16 protein-coding genes and 1 pseudogene are annotated in these 18,902 nt (G+C 39.1%); 5 read left to right on the forward strand and 12 right to left on the reverse strand.

Translation table 11 applies throughout. The annotated features are described in order from the left end of the window. Position 1: 1 nt before the first annotated feature. Positions 2 to 1,501 (reverse strand): sodium/proline symporter PutP, encoded by a 1,500-nt coding sequence (gene putP / locus CIL03_RS11155; protein WP_094885925.1) that lies wholly within the window; start codon positions 1,499 to 1,501, stop codon positions 2 to 4. 496 nt (positions 1,502 to 1,997) lie between these two features. Between putP and CIL03_RS11160 the strand changes: the two genes are divergently transcribed. From CIL03_RS11160 to CIL03_RS11170, 3 genes are read left to right on the forward strand one after another with little or no spacing between them, the layout of a single operon-like run. Further along, entirely contained in the window at positions 1,998 to 3,701 is a 1,704-nt protein-coding gene (locus CIL03_RS11160) for a serine hydrolase domain-containing protein (RefSeq protein ID WP_094885926.1), read from the forward strand. Positions 3,702 to 3,712: 11 nt separating this feature from the next. Further along, on the forward strand, positions 3,713 to 5,788 hold the full coding sequence (locus tag CIL03_RS11165) for a glycoside hydrolase family 3 protein (protein WP_094885927.1): 2,076 nt from the start codon (positions 3,713 to 3,715) through the stop codon (positions 5,786 to 5,788). Between the two features lie 20 nt (positions 5,789 to 5,808). Next, entirely contained in the window at positions 5,809 to 7,074 is a 1,266-nt protein-coding gene (locus tag CIL03_RS11170) for an exo-beta-N-acetylmuramidase NamZ family protein (RefSeq protein WP_094885928.1), read from the forward strand. A 437-nt stretch (positions 7,075 to 7,511) separates the two neighbouring features. Here the strand turns inward: CIL03_RS11170 and CIL03_RS11175 are convergent, their stop codons facing one another. The 8 genes from CIL03_RS11175 to CIL03_RS11210 all read right to left on the reverse strand — a co-directional run bounded on the left by CIL03_RS11175 (position 7,512) and on the right by CIL03_RS11210 (position 15,207). Continuing rightward, the gene (locus CIL03_RS11175) at positions 7,512 to 8,075 is read right to left on the reverse strand and encodes a Uma2 family endonuclease (protein ID WP_094885929.1); all 564 of its coding nucleotides are present in this window, start codon (positions 8,073 to 8,075) and stop codon (positions 7,512 to 7,514) included. A gap of 152 nt (positions 8,076 to 8,227) precedes the next feature. Further along, positions 8,228 to 9,070 (reverse strand): carbohydrate ABC transporter permease, encoded by an 843-nt coding sequence (locus CIL03_RS11180; RefSeq protein ID WP_094885930.1) that lies wholly within the window; start codon positions 9,068 to 9,070, stop codon positions 8,228 to 8,230. A gap of 20 nt (positions 9,071 to 9,090) precedes the next feature. Further along, a complete protein-coding gene (locus CIL03_RS11185) occupies positions 9,091 to 9,984 on the reverse strand; it encodes a carbohydrate ABC transporter permease (protein ID WP_094885931.1) in 894 nt (297 codons plus the stop codon). A gap of 79 nt (positions 9,985 to 10,063) precedes the next feature. Continuing rightward, positions 10,064 to 11,389, reverse strand: a complete 1,326-nt coding sequence (locus tag CIL03_RS11190) for an ABC transporter substrate-binding protein (RefSeq protein ID WP_420855410.1) — start codon at positions 11,387 to 11,389, stop codon at positions 10,064 to 10,066. Between the two features lie 134 nt (positions 11,390 to 11,523). Next, on the reverse strand, positions 11,524 to 12,423 hold the full coding sequence (gene murQ / locus CIL03_RS11195) for an N-acetylmuramic acid 6-phosphate etherase (RefSeq protein ID WP_094885933.1): 900 nt from the start codon (positions 12,421 to 12,423) through the stop codon (positions 11,524 to 11,526). A 341-nt stretch (positions 12,424 to 12,764) separates the two neighbouring features. After that, positions 12,765 to 13,625, reverse strand: coding sequence for a MurR/RpiR family transcriptional regulator (locus tag CIL03_RS11200; RefSeq protein WP_094885934.1), 861 nt, complete (start codon positions 13,623 to 13,625; stop codon positions 12,765 to 12,767). 12 nt (positions 13,626 to 13,637) lie between these two features. Next, positions 13,638 to 14,603: an N-acetylglucosamine kinase gene (locus CIL03_RS11205; RefSeq protein ID WP_094885935.1), complete on the reverse strand. Its 966-nt coding sequence runs from the start codon at positions 14,601 to 14,603 to the stop codon at positions 13,638 to 13,640. Positions 14,604 to 14,748: 145 nt separating this feature from the next. After that, entirely contained in the window at positions 14,749 to 15,207 is a 459-nt protein-coding gene (locus tag CIL03_RS11210) for a flavodoxin (protein WP_094885936.1), read from the reverse strand. A gap of 525 nt (positions 15,208 to 15,732) precedes the next feature. Here CIL03_RS11210 and CIL03_RS11215 point away from each other — a divergent pair. After that, positions 15,733 to 16,152 carry a YmaF family protein gene (locus CIL03_RS11215; RefSeq protein WP_094885937.1) on the forward strand — a complete coding sequence of 140 codons (420 nt, stop codon included), beginning with the start codon at positions 15,733 to 15,735 and terminating at the stop codon, positions 16,150 to 16,152. Positions 16,153 to 16,232: 80 nt separating this feature from the next. On the opposite strand, the gene CIL03_RS11220 is transcribed toward CIL03_RS11215, so the two are convergent. From CIL03_RS11220 to CIL03_RS11230, 3 genes are all read right to left on the reverse strand, one after another. Beyond that, positions 16,233 to 16,607 carry a DnaA N-terminal domain-containing protein gene (locus CIL03_RS11220; protein ID WP_094885938.1) on the reverse strand — a complete coding sequence of 125 codons (375 nt, stop codon included), beginning with the start codon at positions 16,605 to 16,607 and terminating at the stop codon, positions 16,233 to 16,235. Between the two features lie 84 nt (positions 16,608 to 16,691). After that, positions 16,692 to 17,090, reverse strand: a complete 399-nt coding sequence (locus CIL03_RS11225; protein ID WP_094885939.1) for a nuclear transport factor 2 family protein — start codon at positions 17,088 to 17,090, stop codon at positions 16,692 to 16,694. A 184-nt stretch (positions 17,091 to 17,274) separates the two neighbouring features. Further along, positions 17,275 to 18,264 (reverse strand): cation diffusion facilitator family transporter, encoded by a 990-nt coding sequence (locus tag CIL03_RS11230; protein ID WP_420855409.1) that lies wholly within the window; start codon positions 18,262 to 18,264, stop codon positions 17,275 to 17,277. Positions 18,265 to 18,457: 193 nt separating this feature from the next. Here CIL03_RS11230 and CIL03_RS11235 point away from each other — a divergent pair. Further along, positions 18,458 to 18,598: pseudogene (locus tag CIL03_RS11235) on the forward strand (DUF255 domain-containing protein); the annotation flags it as partial. Positions 18,599 to 18,902 lie beyond the last annotated feature (304 nt).

The raw sequence follows: 18,902 nt of genomic DNA on the forward strand, positions 1-18,902 counted from the left end.
CTTATTTTACCCCGGCAACTTTATCGTATTCTTCCAGAATTTCTTTTGAAGGACCTTTTCCAATCAGGCTAAATACTATAATCGCAATGCTCGATAACACAAATCCTGGAACCATTTCATACAGTGCCGAGCCTGTTAATGGCCATAGAAATATGGTTACTCCACCAACAATTATTCCTGCTAAAAGCCCATTTCGGGAAGTTTTCCTCCAAAATAGCGAAAACAAAATTGGTGGTCCAAATGTGGCACCAAACCCAGCCCAAGCGTAACTTACAAGATCAAGTACGGAGCTCGTTTCATTCCATGCGATCATTACAGCGATAAGCGCAATCAATAATACGGATACCCGGCCAACCCAAACCAATTCCTTATCACTGGCTTTTTTGCGGAAATATCTTCGGTAAAAGTCCTCTGACAATGCACTAGAAGATACGAGTAGCTGTGAGTCTACTGTACTCATAATAGCTGCTAATACAGCTGCAAGCAAAAATCCGGCAACCCAGGGATCATAAACAAACTGAACCAATTGGATAAACACCTGCTCGGAATCTGCTAATGGCTGATCAAAGGTCACGATCCCTAACATCCCGACAATCAATGCACCGTAGAGTGGAATGACAAGTCCCAATGTTACATTGATCAGACGTGCTTTTCGAACTTCTTTATGAGAGCGAATCGCCATAAATCTTACCAGTATATGTGGTTGCCCGAAATAACCAAGTCCCCAAGCAAGCGCAGAAATAATTCCCACTGCCCCAATTGCACCTGCAGGTTCCCATAGAATTCCTCCAGCCTGATCGTAGCTGGTTGCTGCAAAACCATCAACCAGACTTGGACTGATTGAACCAAGCTGATTAAATAGTTCTCCGAATCCTCCTATTTTAATCAACCCATAAACCGAGGTAAATAATAAGGCTGCTGACATTAAGGCCGCTTGAATGAAGTCTGTATAACTTACCGCCAGGAAACCACCCAGGAAAGTATATGCAACAATAATAATTGCACCAATAACTAATGCCGTATGATATTCAATTTCAAAAGTGCCCTGGAAAAGCTTTGCGCCGGCAACAAGACCTGATGCGGTATAAAATAAGAAAAAGGCTAAAATAAATAGTGCAGATATAACGCGTAATAAATGTGAATTATCCCGATAACGATTTTCAAAGAACTGTGGAAGTGTTATCGAATCATTCGTGTACTCTGTATAAATTCGAAGCCGCTTTGCAACATATTGCCAGTTAATCATAGCCCCAATTGCCAAACCAACTGCAATCCACAAGCTCCACTGACCAAATCCAGCCGCATAAGCAGCACCTGGCAAGCCAATTAGGAGCCAACCACTAAAGTCACTGGCTGATGCTGAAAATGCTGTCACCCAGCTATTTAATTTACGGCCGCCAAGGACATAATCAGACAATGTATTTGTCATCCGGTATGTAATGATCCCAATAACAATCATTACGATTAAGTAAGCTGCAAAGGTTATTAACGTTGGATCCATCAGTCTTCATTCCCCCTTTCTGTGAAGAATGTTATAACCGCCCATACAACTAGCAACGGCATGGGCACAGCAAACCAAAATAAAGTCCAGCCAGTTATTGCATGTTCCATTTCAATTCCTCCATTCATTTTTAAGAATTGGTCACTTTGTTTCTTTGTCGTAACATTGTAACACAATAAACTGATTATTTCATTTAATGGGAAATTATTGCAAATTCCATTTTTCCCTTTAAAATATCCTCTTTATCACTATTACTCTCTAAGATTGGCATAATTACCCTGCACCAAACGTTTCAGAGCCTGTAGTAAATTGCCTGAAAATGTTTAGAAGTGTCTAATGAAAATATCTAATTACCCAGACCTTAAGACATCATTTTCCTGGAATATTCAACTTTTTTGATACGTTTGAGCCATGGACTTAAACGATGAATACCTTTATTTTTAAACTATGAAAGCGATTTCATAATTTTATATTATTTTGTAGAAGGAGGAAATTTATGCACAAAAAAAGTATGTACATGTCACTAGCTATAATCGTCACATCCGGCATGGTTCTCGGGTCTGCAAATGCAATTCATGCCGATCAAAACATGCATAAGCCCACGATTGAAAAGCAGGAGAAAAAGAATGTCCAAGAAAAACCGCATCCTAAATTTTCCTGGGGTACACCAGGGCCGACGTCACCTGTATTACACCCTGGATCAGTCAGGGGTGCTGGCATGGTCGAACAGCCACTCACTGCAATCGATAATGTTATGGAATCGATGATTAACAATCATGTTATGCCAGGTGCAGTGACTTTTGTTGCTAGACGTGGCCATATTGTCCAGCATGAAGCTTATGGACATTCACTTTTGTATGAGGATGACGAAGGCAATGAGGTTGATCAGCCCATTTCCATGAGCAAAGATACCATTTTTGATCTTGCTTCCATCAGTAAAATCTTCACCTCCACCGCTGCAATGAAGTTATATGAACAAGACCTTTTCGAATTGGACGACCCTGTTGCAGATTATATTCCGGAATTTGCAGAGAATGGAAAAGAGGATGTTACCATTAGACAGCTGCTGACACACACATCCGGATTTACTGCCTGGATCCCGCTTTACACCATAGGCGACAGCCGTGAGGAACGACTTCAGCATGTATTTCAATATCCATTGGACAATCCACCAGGAACAACCTACACATATAGTGACCTGAACATGATCACACTAGGTGCATTAATAGAAAAATTATCGGGCAAACGACTTGATGAATTCGTCCGTGATACGATCACCGAGCCATTGAAAATGAAAGATACGATGTACAACCCACCAGAATTCTTAAAGCACCGTATCGCGGCAACTGAATATCAGCCATGGACGGACAGAGGGCTGGTATGGGGTGAAGTCCATGATGAAAGTGCATGGTCACTGGATGGAGTCGCCGGACATGCAGGAGTATTTTCAACTGCAAATGATTTAGGTAAGCTTGCACATATGTTTATTAACGATGGGCGTTATGGGGGCAAACAGATTCTGGAGAAAGAAACTGTTGAATTATTGGTTGAAAATCAAATCCCAGAATTCCCAGGAAATGAACATGGGCTAGGCTGGGAGTTATCTCAAGGCTGGTACATGGGCCCATTAACTGAAGCATCATCAATTGGACATACAGGCTATACTGGAACATCACTCGTAATTAACCAAAATAACGATACCATTGCCATTCTTTTAACAAACCGGGTCCACCCTGCCCGTGATACTGTTTCTACCAATCCTGCAAGAAGAGAATTTGCCAGACAAGTGGCTGATGCCATACCAGTATCGATGCCTGCTGATAATGCGTGGTTTTCTGGATACGGGGATAATTTAGACCGGACATTGACATCTGAATTAGACCTGGATGAGAATGCTGTGCTTTCCTTTGACACATGGCACTTGATCGAGAACGGATGGGATTTCGGATTCGTCGAGGTTTCCAGTGACGGGGAAACTTGGACTTCTTTATTAAATCCATTGACCGGCAGCAGTGATGAATGGCAAGCGAAAACTGCCGAAGTTGCAGCTGATGCAAAATATATCCGTTTCCGTTATCAGACAGACGTCGCAACAAATAATCGCGGATGGTATGTAGCAAACCCTGAGCTTGAAACTGCTTCAGGTGACAGTATAAACCTTGATTTGTCCAGTGAAGGGTGGACAGAAAGGAATTATTAAGGAGGAGAAACATGAAAATCTTAAGGAATAGGTCATCTGTCATGCTAATGATAGCCCTGCTTTTCCTCAGTCCATTTACTATAGCGGGCAATACTATAAATGCTGAGGAAAATACCAGCAAAGAAGATCTTATTATAATGCAAAATGCACCTGAGGCTTTAGTGGAAGTTAAAGATAATCAAATCAATTTAGATGCTTTGAATATTTATGGGGATGGTCACTTCACATTAGTTTCCGATAATTTAACCTGGGAATCCAGAAACGAGAATGTTGCAACAGTTGATGAAGACGGGGCTGTGACATTCACAGGCCAAAACGGCCGCTCTTGGATCACTGTAACTAATGGTGAATTCTCAGACAGGATTGCTGTCCACCATAAACCACATGCAAAGTCAGTGATCAAACGCAATGGTAATCGCTATCAAATTGTGGATCAAGCCATTGAAAGAATGACTATCAATGAAAAAATCGGCCAAATGCTTATGCCGGATTTCCGTAATTGGAATGGAGAAAATGTAACGGAAATGCTGCCGGAGATTGAGCAGCTTGTAAAAGATTATCATCTTGGTGGTGTCATTTTATTCCGTGAAAATGTAGTCACTACTGAGCAGACTGCAAAGTTAGTTGCTGACTATCAGGAAGCATCCGAAAAATATGGTTTGCTCATGACAATCGACCAAGAAGGCGGAATTGTCACCCGCTTGCAATCGGGAACTGATATGCCTGGAAATATGGCAGTTGGTGCAACACGTTCACCTGAAATCGCAGAAAATGTTGGACAGGCTATTGGAGAGGAACTGAATGCTCTTGGTATTAATATGAATCTGGCCCCAGTTTTAGATGTTAATAATAATCCGGATAATCCTGTTATCGGTGTCCGTTCATTTGGTGAATCACCTGAACTTGTTGCTGACCTAGGAATAGCCTATACAGAAGGTCTGCAAAATACTGGTGTTGCTGCAACCGCAAAACACTTTCCAGGACATGGAGATACTGCAGTTGATTCACACCTTGGTCTGCCTGAAGTTCCACATGATAAAGAGCGTTTGCTCGAAGTTGAACTGTATCCATTCCAGAAAGCAATGGAAGCAGGAATTGATGCAATTATGACTGCACATGTCACTTTCCCGAAAATTGATGACACAAAAGTGATTTCCAAGAAGGATGGAACTGAAATTTCTCTTCCGGCTACACTTTCTCATAAAGTGCTGACTGAACTGATGCGCGAGGAGATGGGATATGATGGCCTGATCATCACAGATGCATTGAACATGAATGCTATCACGGATCATTTTGGTTCAGTTGATGCGGTTATTCGCGCAGTAAATGCTGGTACAGATATTGTTTTGATGCCAGTTGGCCTGGAAGAAGTTGCAGATGGACTTCTTGAAGCAGTTGAAACAGGTGAAATTACAGAAGAAAGAATTGAAGCTTCAGTTGAAAGAATTTTAACATTAAAAATTAAACGAGGTGTTATTAAATCTGAGAACACACCTCCTGTAGAAGAAATTGTAGAAAATGCTGAAGAAGTTGTTGGATCCGAAGCACATAAACAAGTGGAAAAAGAAGCCGCTGAAAGATCCATTACTCTTGTTAAAAATGACAACGCTCTTCCTTTTAATTTTACTGAAGAAGAGAAGATTGTCATTGTTGGGAATACGTATAGCAGCAGTTTGTATGACGCAGTTAGTGCCTATCACGAAAACACGGATTTACTGGTTGCATCAAGCCCATTAAATGATGACCAGTTGGCACAGCTTGAGGATGCAAGTACAGTAGTTGTTGGTACGTACACATTTAATGTAAGTGGACGATCTCCTGATAGCGCTCAAATGCAGATGGTTAATCAAGTTATTGAACATGTTGAAGCACCAGTAGTGGGAGTAGGGATTCGCAACCCATATGACATTATGGCATTCCCTGAAATCGACGGTTATCTGGCACAATATGGATTTAGAGATGCAAGTTTTAAAGCAACCGCAGCAACACTATTCGGTGAAAACAATCCATCGGGACTGCTGCCAGTAACTATTCCTGATCAAAATGGAGATGTGTTATTTGAATACGGCTTTGGACTTTCCTACTAAAAATAAGGAGTGTATGTCTAATGAAAAAACCACTGATGATGCTGTTGACAGTTGTATTGGTACTCGGCTCCCTTACTGCAGTTTTTGCAGATAAGGGAGAAAATAACGGAAAAGGAAAAGGGAAGAAAAAAGAATTTCAGCTTGGTGTGGAAGTTTTATTGGATGAAAATAAAGAACTTATTGAAGGAAAAAGAGTAGGATTGATCACCAACCCTACTGGTGTTGATCAGGAATTAAACAGCATAGTAGATTTATTGCACAATGACCCTGATGTGGAATTAACAGCATTGTATGGCCCAGAACATGGCGTCCGTGGAGATGCTCAGGCTGGAGAATATGTTGAATATTATATTGATGAAACTACCGGACTACCGGTATACAGTTTATATGGACAGACTAGAAAACCAACACCAGAAATGCTTGAGAATGTCGATGTGCTTCTATTCGATATCCAGGATGTAGGAACCCGTTTTTACACATATATTTATACGATGGCATATGCAATGGAAGCAGCACAGGAAAACGGCAAAGAGTTTATCGTGCTGGACCGTCCGAATCCATTAGGAGGCCAAAAGGTTCAGGGGCCGGTACTTGATCCAGACTATGCTTCATTCGTCGGAAATTATCCGATTCCGCTGCGACATGGAATGACTGTTGGTGAACTCGCAAGATTATTCAACGAGGAATTCGGTATCGGTGCAGATCTGACAGTTGTTGAAATGAATGGCTGGAAGCGGAATATGTATTATGATGACACGCCTTTAGAGTTTGTTATGCCTTCACCGAACATGCCTACACTTGATACTGCGTTAGTGTATCCAGGGGCAGCACTGATAGAAGGAACAAATGTATCAGAAGGTCGTGGAACAACGAAGCCTTTTGAATTGATAGCAGCACCATTTGTGGACAGCACTGAATTTGCTCAAGCGTTAAAAGATCTTGGATTGCCTGGTGTTAAATTCCGTGCAGCGTCTTTTACACCATCTTTTTCAAAACATGCTGGAACATTGAGTCATGGCGTGCAGATCCATGTCACGAACAAAAAGGCCTTTAAACCAATCGAAACAGGACTTCATATTGTGAAAACCCTTCATGATATGTACCCGGAGGATTTCGAATTCCGTGCTGAAAACAGTCAGGGAGTTTCCTTCTTTGACAATCTCATTGGAAACGGCTGGGTTCGTGAAGCTATTGAAAATGGAGATTCTGTAAAAGAGATGAAGAAGCAGTGGCATCATGAATTGAAAGACTTTGAAAAAGTGCGCAGAGGATATTTAATTTATTAGTACGTGTTTGCTTGAATAAGCAATCATATATATACTATACTATAATTAGTATATACTAAAAATACCGAGTGGATCAGAACCACCCGGCAGTAGCAACTACAAACCGCATAAAGAGCGGTTGACCTAATGAAAATGGTGCGGAACAGAAGAAGTAACCGACTTATCCACTGGTCATGGGGCGGTTACTTTTTTCTGTATAGAAAGACAACGGTAGCTACAATTGGTATCAAGATAGCTATTATTTATCGTACTGTGGTAAGGGATGTCTGCTGCGGATTTAGCACTGGATCTGGACGTGGCTGGTAATGTCCAAGAATTAATTGCTGCCGAATTTTATATTTTATTACTTGATAAAAAATGGCGATAAGCCCGTTTTTATAATATCATTGATACACTTTAAAAACTGCACAACTATACTTAATTACAACAGCTTCACTTTACAAAAATAACTTCTCTATATCCACTTCAAATCCATCTAAAACTCCCGATTTCACAATACCTTTATCCCTTGAAACGTCTTTTTGATGATAGCTTCCCTCTTGGTCCAGAATATATATTTGAATTGTATTTAATAATGGGTTCACAATCCAATATTCATGTACTCCATACTGCATATACAGATTTAACTTAGTCACTAGATCATGGGACTGATTCGATGGACTGATAATCTCTAAAATCATAGTAGGTGCACCATTATATTGGTTACTTCCCAGACCTTCTTTATCACAAATTACAGAAAGGTCCGGGATAACAACCTTTTTATCGTCAATGTTATCCTTACTTAATTCCACATCAAATGGAGCGTGGAAAACTTCACAGTCTTTTTCTTCCAAAAAGTTAAAAAGCTTTGCATGTAAACGCCCTGAAATCCGTTGATGGATTGTTGATGGTGATGGAGACATATAAACAATCCCATCAATGAATTCCATTAATTGTTCGGACTCTTCCCTCATTTTATAGAATTCATCCAATGTTGCTTTTGTTTCTTTTGGTAAGCTCATATGCGCATAAATCCCCTTTCATCTCAAGAGATTCTTTTACTATTCCATTATACTATTTATAGTTACCATAAGAACAGCATTTCAACTTTGAAAAAGCAGATAAATAAAAGCTGCATCAGTATTATGATGCAGCTTCCGATTCATCATTATTCCTACCCCTTAATCGCCCCTTCTGTCATCCCTTTCGCAATCCTCTGCTGGAAAATTGCATAAAGAATAATCACCGGAACAATTGCGATGACAAGACTTGCGAATAATGTCCCCCAGGCATTTGTATACTGCGCCTCACTGCTGATATAGTCAATTGCCAAAGCCAACGTATAATTTCCTTCCGTTTGCAGGAAGATCAATGCCATAAAATACTCATTCCAGAACTGAATGGCATTCATGATTGTAACTGTGATAATACCGGACATGCTCAATGGAGTGATGATTTTCCACAATATGCGATATGGAGACATTCCATCCATTGAAGCTGATTCCTCCAATGATTTCGGAATCGTACTCATAAAACTTGTCAATACGAATATCGTAAACGGCAGCTGGCTCACTGCATAAACAATTGCCAGTCCAAAAATATTATCAAGCAAACCAAAATCCATTAATAGGAAGAATAGCGGTATCCACCCCAGTACCATTGGAATCATCATGGCAGACACATATAATGTAAATAGAAATTTGCTCCCTTTGAAATTAATCCGTTCAATTGCATATGCTGTCGGTATTGCAAGTACCAATGTTAAAGCAGCACCTACGACAGTAACAATTAAACTATTAAATACACTCGTATCAATATTATAATTCGTCCATGCATCAGCGAAATTTTGCCAATTGAATGTTTCCGGTAAGCCCCAGGGATTCCTGTAAATTTCAGCATTTGATTTAAATGAGCCTAGGAACATCCAGAAAATCGGATAAAGTACTGCAATAGACCATAAGATCAGCGGTATCCGGATTCCTGTTCTTCCTAAAATCTGACCGACACTCTTTTTCATGTTAATCCCACCTCCAGAAACTAGTATTCTACTTTATCTCTTCGCATCAGAAATTGCAGTATCAGTACGGTAATTAATGAAAGAACCAGAATCATTACGCCGATTGTCGCACCATAGCCAAAGTTAAACTGGACGAATGCCTGCTGATACAGGTAAGAACCCATAACATGTGTTGAGTTATTCGGTCCCCCGCCTGTCATTACCTGTACAATGATAAAAGAACCATTTAATGTCGTAATCACAATATAAAGAATGGAAATTTTTATTTGCGGCCATATAAGCGGCAAAGTCACCTTCCAGAACTGCTGCCATTCATTTGCACCATCAATTTCAGCCGCTTCATAATAGCTTTTCGAAACATTGGCAATACCACCCATCAGCATCAGCATAAATAATCCAATACCTGCCCAGATGGATGGAAGCACAAGACTCGGCAATGCCCAGGTTTCACTTCCCAGCCATGGCCTTGCCAAAGATTCAAGTCCTAGAAACTCAAGGCCAGAATTAACAAGCCCCATGCTCGGATTATAAATAAATGTCCAAAGTATCCCGATTACTACGACTGACATGATATTTGGAAAGAAAAACACAATCCGGTAGAATGGCGCTTCTTTAATTTTCAATTGCGTCAATGCAACTGCAATAAACAATGCCATAATCATAATCCCTATAACCTTTGTGGCCACCAAGAAATAATCATGGATAATCGTATCGGGGATAATCGCATCATTGATCAGTTTTATGTAGTTGTCCAGTCCAATAAACTCTTTATTTTGCGCGGATCCTGACCAGTCAAAAAATGAATAATACAAGCCACTAAACAAAGGATAAAGCGTAAAAATAGCAAACATGATAAAAGTAGGAACTAAACAAAATGCCAGAAACATATATTTTTGTTTTTTAGACTGTACCATTCAATCACTCTCTTCTAAAAAGAAATAATAGTATGGAATATAGAGGTAATCCCTATATTCCATACTGACCATTATTTATTTAATTACGATATTCTGCAGCAGCTTTTTCCGCTTCTTCTACGAATTCCTCTGCAGTCATATTTCCGAGCATTAATGACATCAACGCATTTCCAATAGGTGTTTCAAGATCAGCACTCATTGGATGTGGTTTATGATAGATTTGTACCTGCTCCGGATCATTAATCATCGCATTCGCTTCTGTTAAATATGCAGGAACTTCATCACTTTGTGATAAATCAACCCCTGTCAGGTTCATAATTGCACCAGTGTGCTCAGAGAATGACATTGCATAATCTCTTGTAAAAGCAAACTCTACAAAAGCTTTTGCAGCTTCCGGGTTTTCTGCATTTTCAGCAATTGCCAATGGACGTAAATCCGGAACGATTGCATAAGGCTCACCTGCATCCTGCATTGGGGACGGGATAAAGCCAAACTCAAATCCTTCTGGAATATCATTAGCCATCTCATTTGGGAGCCAGAAACCTACTGGAATAAAAGCATTATCATGAAGCAGGAAGTTCATTTGTGATTGCGTATGGTTTAATGCACCAAGTCCAGAATCAAACATACCTTCAGCAGCCAGAGTTTCGACTTTTTTCATTGTTTCAAGGACAACATCACTAGTCCATGCACCTTCTTTACCCTGAATCACATCTGCCAGCAGTTCATCTCCACCAGCTGCACCAAATGCTGGATAAAGCATTCCGCGCAAGAAATAGTAAGGATGCTGACCGGATGTTACCAATGGCTCAATTCCTTCACCATCTTTAATTTCTTCCATAGAACTCATAAAGCTGTCAAAATCTGTAGGAACCTCATAGCCTTTTTCTTCAAATAATGCTTTATCATACCATGTGCCCCAAGTATCAAAAACTAATGGGAGACTATAGATTTCCCCGTCATATGTTGCAGGTTCTACAATAAAGCTGTCAGCCAGTTTGTCGCCGCTTTCAAGCTCAATATCCTGCAGCCACTCTGTTAGGTTCATCAGCTGACCATCTTCCACCATTTGTGTTTCACTTGACCCAGCCCCATCAATGTATACTACATCAGGTGGATCATTGGATACCCAGCGGGAACGCATTTCTTCGTTAATATTTGGACCAGCATGTTCGGTAATTGTTACATCCGGATATTCTTCCTGAAAGTCTGCAATTACTTCCTTCCACCATGAATCTCCATATCCTCCGACGAAGTATTGAATTTCAAGTTCCCCTGAAATTTCGCCATCTCCGCTTCCTTCTGCTGAATCACTGGAACCTGAATCCCCTGAATCTGTTTCAGTTCCACCATCTGATTCCCCGTCATCGGAAGAACAGGCAACAACAAATGCCAGCATGAACATTGCAATAAATAACAGCATTACTTTGCCATTAAATAACTTCTTCAACTTATTTGCCCCCTTGTTTTTTAAAAGTTTATATGAAACACATTAACAGCAAGTTGAGCTGTCAATGGGGTTTCCGTATTTCTGAAACTCTATGAAAAATATTTAATCGCCTTTCTGACATAGCCTTTTTCATGTTTGATCGCTGCTTCTGCTTCCTCATATGTAACTTTTGCTTCAATCATTACTATTGCCGGCTTCACCTTATAATTTGTATTTATCAACACTTCTTCAGCTTTTTCATATGGTACTTTGGTGATTTCCATAATGTTCTTTTTTGCACGCTCTTTTAATTTATAATTACTGGCATGGACATCAACCATTAAATTTTCATGTACCTTTCCAAGCTTCACCATTGTCGCAGTACTTATCATATTCAATATCATCTTATGTGAAGTAGCGGCTTTCATACGAGTGGATCCTGTCAAAACTTCCGGCCCGACAATAACCTCAATCTCGCAATCTGCATAACTGCTGATCAATGAATCTCTGTTGCAGGAAAGCGAAATAGTATATGCCCCTATTTCCCTGGCATATTTTAATGCGCCAATCGGGTAAGGTGTTCTGCCACTTGCTGTAATACCTATCACTACATCCTGTTTATTAAAATCTCTGGCTTTTAAATCCGCTTCCCCTTGAGCTTCATTATCTTCAGATCCTTCAACTGCATGAAAGAATGCATCAACCCCACCCGCCATCACTGTTTGAACCAAATCAGGTGATGTCATGAAGGTCGGAGGGCATTCAGATGCGTCAATCACACCTACTCTGCCACTTGTACCAGCACCAACATAAAAGAGTCGTCCACCAGCTGCAAGTGCTTTGCAAATTCGCTCCACGGCAGCATCTACCTGCGGCAATACAGCCTCGACAGCAACAGCAACCTTTTTATCTTCATTATTAATTGTTTTCAAAATCTCCAATGTGGACATTTCATCCAAGTTCATACTATTTCGATTTCTCTGTTCAGTTGTTAATTTAGATAATTCCATATGTACATTGATCCCCTTATCTGTAAGTTATATTATAAACCACGATAAAACGCTTTCAATAATGCGAAATACCTACAGTGAAGTTGCTGTTATTATAGCCTTGTTGAATTATTTTGTCAACAAATATTGAAATATTAGTAATAATATTTCACCATTCGCGAAAAAATGCGTAATCCGCACTTCGAGTGTGTGTTCAAAAAGGTGCCGAATTAGAAGCAAGAAGGTCGAGGCGGCGAAGTTTTGAGGAACGGAACGTATGCAATTGATACGTGAGTATCTGAAAAACAAGCCAACGAAGAGATTCGACGCTTATAATTTGGTGACTTTTTGAACTACCTCTTTTAGTCATTATCTTTTAAAAATGAAACTGCCTCCCTTGTCTCATCCAGATGTTTAATCGTATTTTCATATTCCATGGAAGCCAGGCACATAAGCAAAATATCAATCACGTGCAGTTGAGCAATTCTTGAAGATGTAGCACCGCTTCTGAATGTTGCTTCTCTTGCTGCAGATGTATGTAATTGGATATCGGAAAATTGGCTGACCTTTGAATTTCCGTACTTTGTAATACTGATCGTCTTGACATCTTTTCGCCTGGCCAGTTCCAATAACTTTGCAACATCTGTCGTATTGCCTGAAAAGGAAATCCCGACAACGAGGTCTTCCGGGCCTTTGTTTGCAATAGATGTTGCCGCAATATGAACATCTGAGAACGAATAGGCATTCTTATCAACTCGCAAAAATTTCTGTTCAGCATCTTTTGCTGCAATATAAGAAGCTCCAAATCCTACAAATAGTATTGATTTTGCTTCAGATAATGCCTTAACTGCTTCCTTCAGACTTTTCACATTCATAATATCCACGGTTTCCTTCAATGTCTGAATCGTATTTGACGTAACTTTATCTATTATATTTTTAAAACTCTCGTTCGGTTCGATATCACGATATTCATTGACCGAGTCTGCCTGCAGGTCACCAGCTACACGGATTTTCAGCTCCTGAAACCCTTTAAAGCCAAGCGATTTGCACAGACGAATAACTGCAGCGCTGCTGGTCTGGCTTTTTTCTCCGAGCATTAATGCTGTTAAAAGAATCGATTCCTCTGGATTTCCTAAAATATATTCCGCTATTTTTTTCTCAGATGGCGGCAAACTGTTTACCATTTCTTTTAGAATAACCAGCCCGCCCTTCACATGTGCCATTTCATCACCCTCTTAAATTGTATTGGTTAAATTATGTATGATTTTGTCATTTATTGTTAGTTGCTTCATCAGATATGCTCCTATTAATGAACCAGCTACCGGAGGAAACTTTGGCAAAATCAGGCGAATACCTGGGTCTGCAGATAATTCATTTCTTAGCAGTCCAGGTAAAATTTCTTTTTCATTAAAAATTCCACCACATAAAACTGCGGCTGCATTCTCTTCGACTTTAAACAATTTTTGATATAATGTTTTAATGCTGTGTGCTATTTCTTTTCCAACATTGGATAAAATATTGATGGCTATCGGGTCATTTAGCTTGTATGCCGCAAATACTATTTTGGAAAGTGGTGAAATCTCGCTTTTCGGTACAGGTGATGAATAAATTTTCCGTATTAGCCCTTGCGGATGATCAACATCAAAGTGCTCATACATCATTTGCAGCAAAATGGTATCCAGGCCACGCCCATCAAATGACTTCAAAGCAGCAATCATTCCTTGTCGTCCAATATCATAGCCGCTTCCTTCATCACCAAATAAATAGCCCCAGCCGCCTACACGACCTTGCTGTCCCTTACTGTTAATGCCATATGTAATTGAACCAGTCCCGGAGATCTGTACCATCCCGTGTTTCCCATAGGTTCCAGAATATAGTGCATTTATCGTATCTGCTTCCACCTGTATTGTTATATGTTCAGGAAGCAGATGTTTTAAGAGTTTTTGTAAATTCCTTTTGTTCTCCTGATTGCCAGCACCGGAAATGCCGGCAAAAGCACAAGTAATATTGCTAAGTCCATCTGGTAATTGCTTTTCAAGCGAATCAAACAAATTCTGAAATGCAGCTTCAAGCTCATGAGTTGCTGCAACATTAGGGTTTGTTGATCCTGCCGTGGATTGTGCAGCAATATTTCCGTTTATATCGGAAATAACCGCTATTGTCTTCGTACCACCACCATCAATCCCCATTACATACTCCATACAGACCATCCCCTGAAATAGATGTTATTACTTTCTACAGTATATAATTTCATGTTAATAAACAAGTGATTTCATGAAATTTTATTTTATCGCATTAAAAAGGCGTTATATGATGAATGTATCATATAACGCTTGATGGTTATTTTTATACAGTTTCACTAGCTATTTCGATCATGCTGTCAACAAATCGTACACACCGCTCAATATCTTCATTATCCGGTTCCAGATCAACTTTTAATCTTTCAGGAACCAGTACAGCTCCGAGGTTCTTCAGTCGGTCTCCCACTAAATCAATTGCTCCGCCGTATGAATCATAAAAAGAATCACAGGAACCAAACACACCAAATAATCTGCCTGTTATGTCAACGTCCTCCAGCTCTTCATAAAAATCTTCCACCTCATACGGGAGATCACCATCATCCCATGTATGTGTTCCAACCAGGACTGCATCATATTCCAAAAGTTCTTCTACATCAATCGGATCAAAATCAAATGTTTTTATGATTACTTCATATTTTTTATCTTCAAGGTATGCAACCATTGCTTCCGCCATTAATTCTGTATTTCCGGTAGTACTCGCATAAAGCATTAGAATTTTATTCATTTCTAATCCCTCCACCTGAAAACAATTCATTCTCTCTTTATTATAATTGATAATGAGAATCGATTTCAATTAAATCATGAGAAATGATATAAAAATAGGCGGATTTGTGTCTGATTTGTGGATATTATGGGCTCGGAGACAGCTATTACATGAGAGGGTGTGCGAAGTTGAGAAAAACTCCTTTGAACTTGAGAATAAATGATATTAGTTGAGAGAAACTTACTTAAAGTTAAAAGATAATGCTGCTTCTAAGTTTTATGTCTCAAGTTTGCACTGGTGTCTTTCAACTTTACATTGTTATCTCTCGACTTCACGGCTGTGTCTCTCAACTTTGACTCCCGTTACAAATCCTTATGCAATACAAAAGGAAACCTATCTCCTCTTTACATCTGCTCACTGAATCACGGTTCTATATGGAATTCAGACCTGCTTACATTGGCATTTATCTTATACTTTCGGTACCTCAATAACCCATTCTGCATACCATACTATTGACTAAAAATAACCCAAGGGGGGAATGATATCATGTATTACGGTATGATACCAATTTCATATGCTGCAGTGAATCATTATAGGCAGCATCCGTATAATTTAAATCATCCTGAGGGGGAACTTCTGAACAATAGTGCAAGACAGAATGAAAATTCATCTGAAACCCCTGGACATACCCACGCCCATTATGGAGCAACCACCTGCAATGACAAGCACACCCATTTGCACCCTGGAGTCACGGGACCACCAGTTGATACCACCGAAGGACATGTGCATAAGATTTATGGAAATACCACCTTTGATGATGAGCATATCCACCAATACGAAGCATATACAAGCCCTCCAATCCCATTGCCAAATGGATATCATACACATTTTGTAGAAATAAAAACAACGGAAAATGATGGGCATACTCATGTTATTAAGGGGTTTACTGCTGCTTCGAAAAGTTGAGCACGTTTGAATGAGAGTGGGGAAATTCCTCACTCTCTTTCATTATTAGGTATTTAGAATTGATGGATGGAATATTGTAACTATGATTTTAAAAAATTTACTTCATCCTCTAATTCACTCACTCTCTTCTCTAAATGCTCAATCATTTTCAGCAGTTCATCTGCACTGACATATTTTGTTTTTCCACCCTCGGATTGGATAGCCACCGGTTCCGTCTCAGCAACAAAAGAAACTTCAAATTCTCCCCCCGATAATTCTATTAATATTTCTTTTACCTGGCTTTTATATTGATTGATCAGCCAGTCTCTTTGAAATTCATTTTTGACATCCACAATCATGTTATTTCCCTTGATTTCTCTGAATTCTGTAGCTTTAAACCAAGTATCATAGCTTGCTTTAGATATTTTCTGTTCTATCCGCTTTAAAACTTGGGGCCATAGTTCTTCGTTATTCATTGAATGAATACCTCCCACACATTATATATTCAGAAAGCTTTATTATTTGGTATAGAGAAAAACCAGTAACCGTGGGTTTAAATATTATGATACCTTAATAACATAAGATGTAATTTCCTTAATTTTTGCATTTTTAGCCGCACTGCTGAAAAGATAGACATCACAAAAGGAATAGCTTTTTCCATTGCCAAATTTTAAAGTTCCATTGACGGCACCGGTTTTTCCATGTGTTATAATATTGTTAAGATGCAGTTCAACAGCTTTATTTGTCAATTTATTCAGTTCTTTACTCATATTATCCTTTCCAAAAATACATTTATCCCCAACCATATCCCAGATAACTTCTTCTGAAATACTTTCCAGGATGAAATCAGCATCGCATTTAGCAAAGGCAATATTAAAATCCCTGAGCACAAGTTTTTTTGGAGCATTCCCGCAATCTTCCTGACATATAATTTTCAGTTCATCCATCTGATCTGACATAACTTCTCCTCCTCTAAAAATAAAGAGTAACGCAATTATTTACGTCACTCCTTCTGAATTTGCTTGCTGTTACTTCTTCACTTCAGCTTTTCCTGCTTATACACATCATTTACCCAATTATTCGAAATAATCAGTTGCTTATGCTGAAGTATAAGTTAAAAATGATTCCAGGTAAAGACAAATTTTAGCTATTTTGATTCTTTGATTCCCAATCAATATCTCCATCGTCTTCAATAATGCCAATTCCTGCATCAGCAATATCCGGATCTTTTAAAACATCTTCCCTTACTCTCATTTTAATATCATCTGCTTCAGCTAATGAAAGTCCCTCTCTTAATTCCACTCTTGCCTCGACATGATAATATCTTCCCTCTTGAAGTATCCGTATTTTATTAATATCTGTGACATCCTTATCATTTAATATTATTCCAGTAATCCGTTCTTCTATATCTTTAGGAGCAGCTACCCCTATTAGTCCAACCATATTATCATAACCTACTCTAAAAGCGACGCCGACCATTAATAAACCAATTAAAATGGTAACAATTCCATCAATGAGAACAAAATTTGTCAGGGAAATAACGATAACGGCAATAAGTGCCAGGGCAGCACCAGAAACAGCAACCAAATCCTCATAAAAAACCAGTCTTGTTGGCGGAGCAGCTCTTCCAACATTTTTAAAAGCACCAGTTACAATGGCAATCCCTTTAGCTTCAGCGCGTGATTCTATGTTGATTTCTTTCATTGCCTTTACTAAAATGGCTCCATCAATGATGAGATTCAAAACTAAAACCCCAACGTTAATCCAAAATCCATCCCCAGCTTCAGCAGGTTGTTGTATCAAATGCCAGCCTTCCCGAATGGTTTCGTAGGCCATGACCGTAACTACAATGACGGCAACCATACAGAAAATATTGATCACTCTTCCAAAGCCAGTCGGAAACCTTGGTGTGGGTCTCTTTTCAGATAAAATGCTCCCAATATAAACAAAGCCTTGATTAATTGCATCAGCAGTAGAGTGCATTGCGGAAGCAAATAATGCACCACTGCCGCTGATTGTTCCGGCAAAAAATTTAGCTATAGCTAAGAGAGAGTTGCCAATTGATGCGATTAACGACGATTTATTTCCTTTTTTTATTAAGCTAGTGAAAGATTCTGATTCGTTTCCAGCCAATATATTCACCCTTTGATATAGAATTACTAGTTAATATTTGATGAAAAGGGGAAATTTAAACGGTTCATAGAAATAATTATGTTTTCTGTGTCTTTAAAGCTCTATATTCCTTGCATTGGCTTATTATCATTAGTTTGGGTAACATAAACTAGAGGTAAAGATTTAAAAAGGATGTGTTAGCTTTTGACTTCAAATACATGAAAAATCACCATACTTGCTCCAGCATGCATATAACCCAGTGTACTGGTATCCATGGGGGGGGGAGAAAGCATTTGAAAATGCTAAGGCAGAAAACAAACCAATTTTCCTTTCCATCGGCTACAGTACTTGCCATTGATGACAGGTTTGTATAATCATCCCGATGATTTATTCCCAAACCTCTTTATTTTTTAAAATTCCCTCTACAACACTAGCTTATAGTTTTAGTTAATTCCTTGAAAATAGTTAGATTGTCATTAATATAAATCCTAACGTTTAGATATTATAATTAAACTGGCTATCTGATATAATTTAATCTCATCTTTGACAGTGAAAGTCACAGAAATGCTTTAATACCAAGCATTTCTGTGACTTTTTTAGTGCTCAAAAGTGAGTACTATTTGTGTTTTTTAACTTCTTTTAAAATATTTTTCATTTTT

Origin of the sequence: Virgibacillus indicus (assembly GCF_002266285.1) — a bacterium.
Classification (GTDB): Bacteria; Bacillota; Bacilli; order Bacillales; family Amphibacillaceae; genus Virgibacillus_K; species Virgibacillus_K indicus.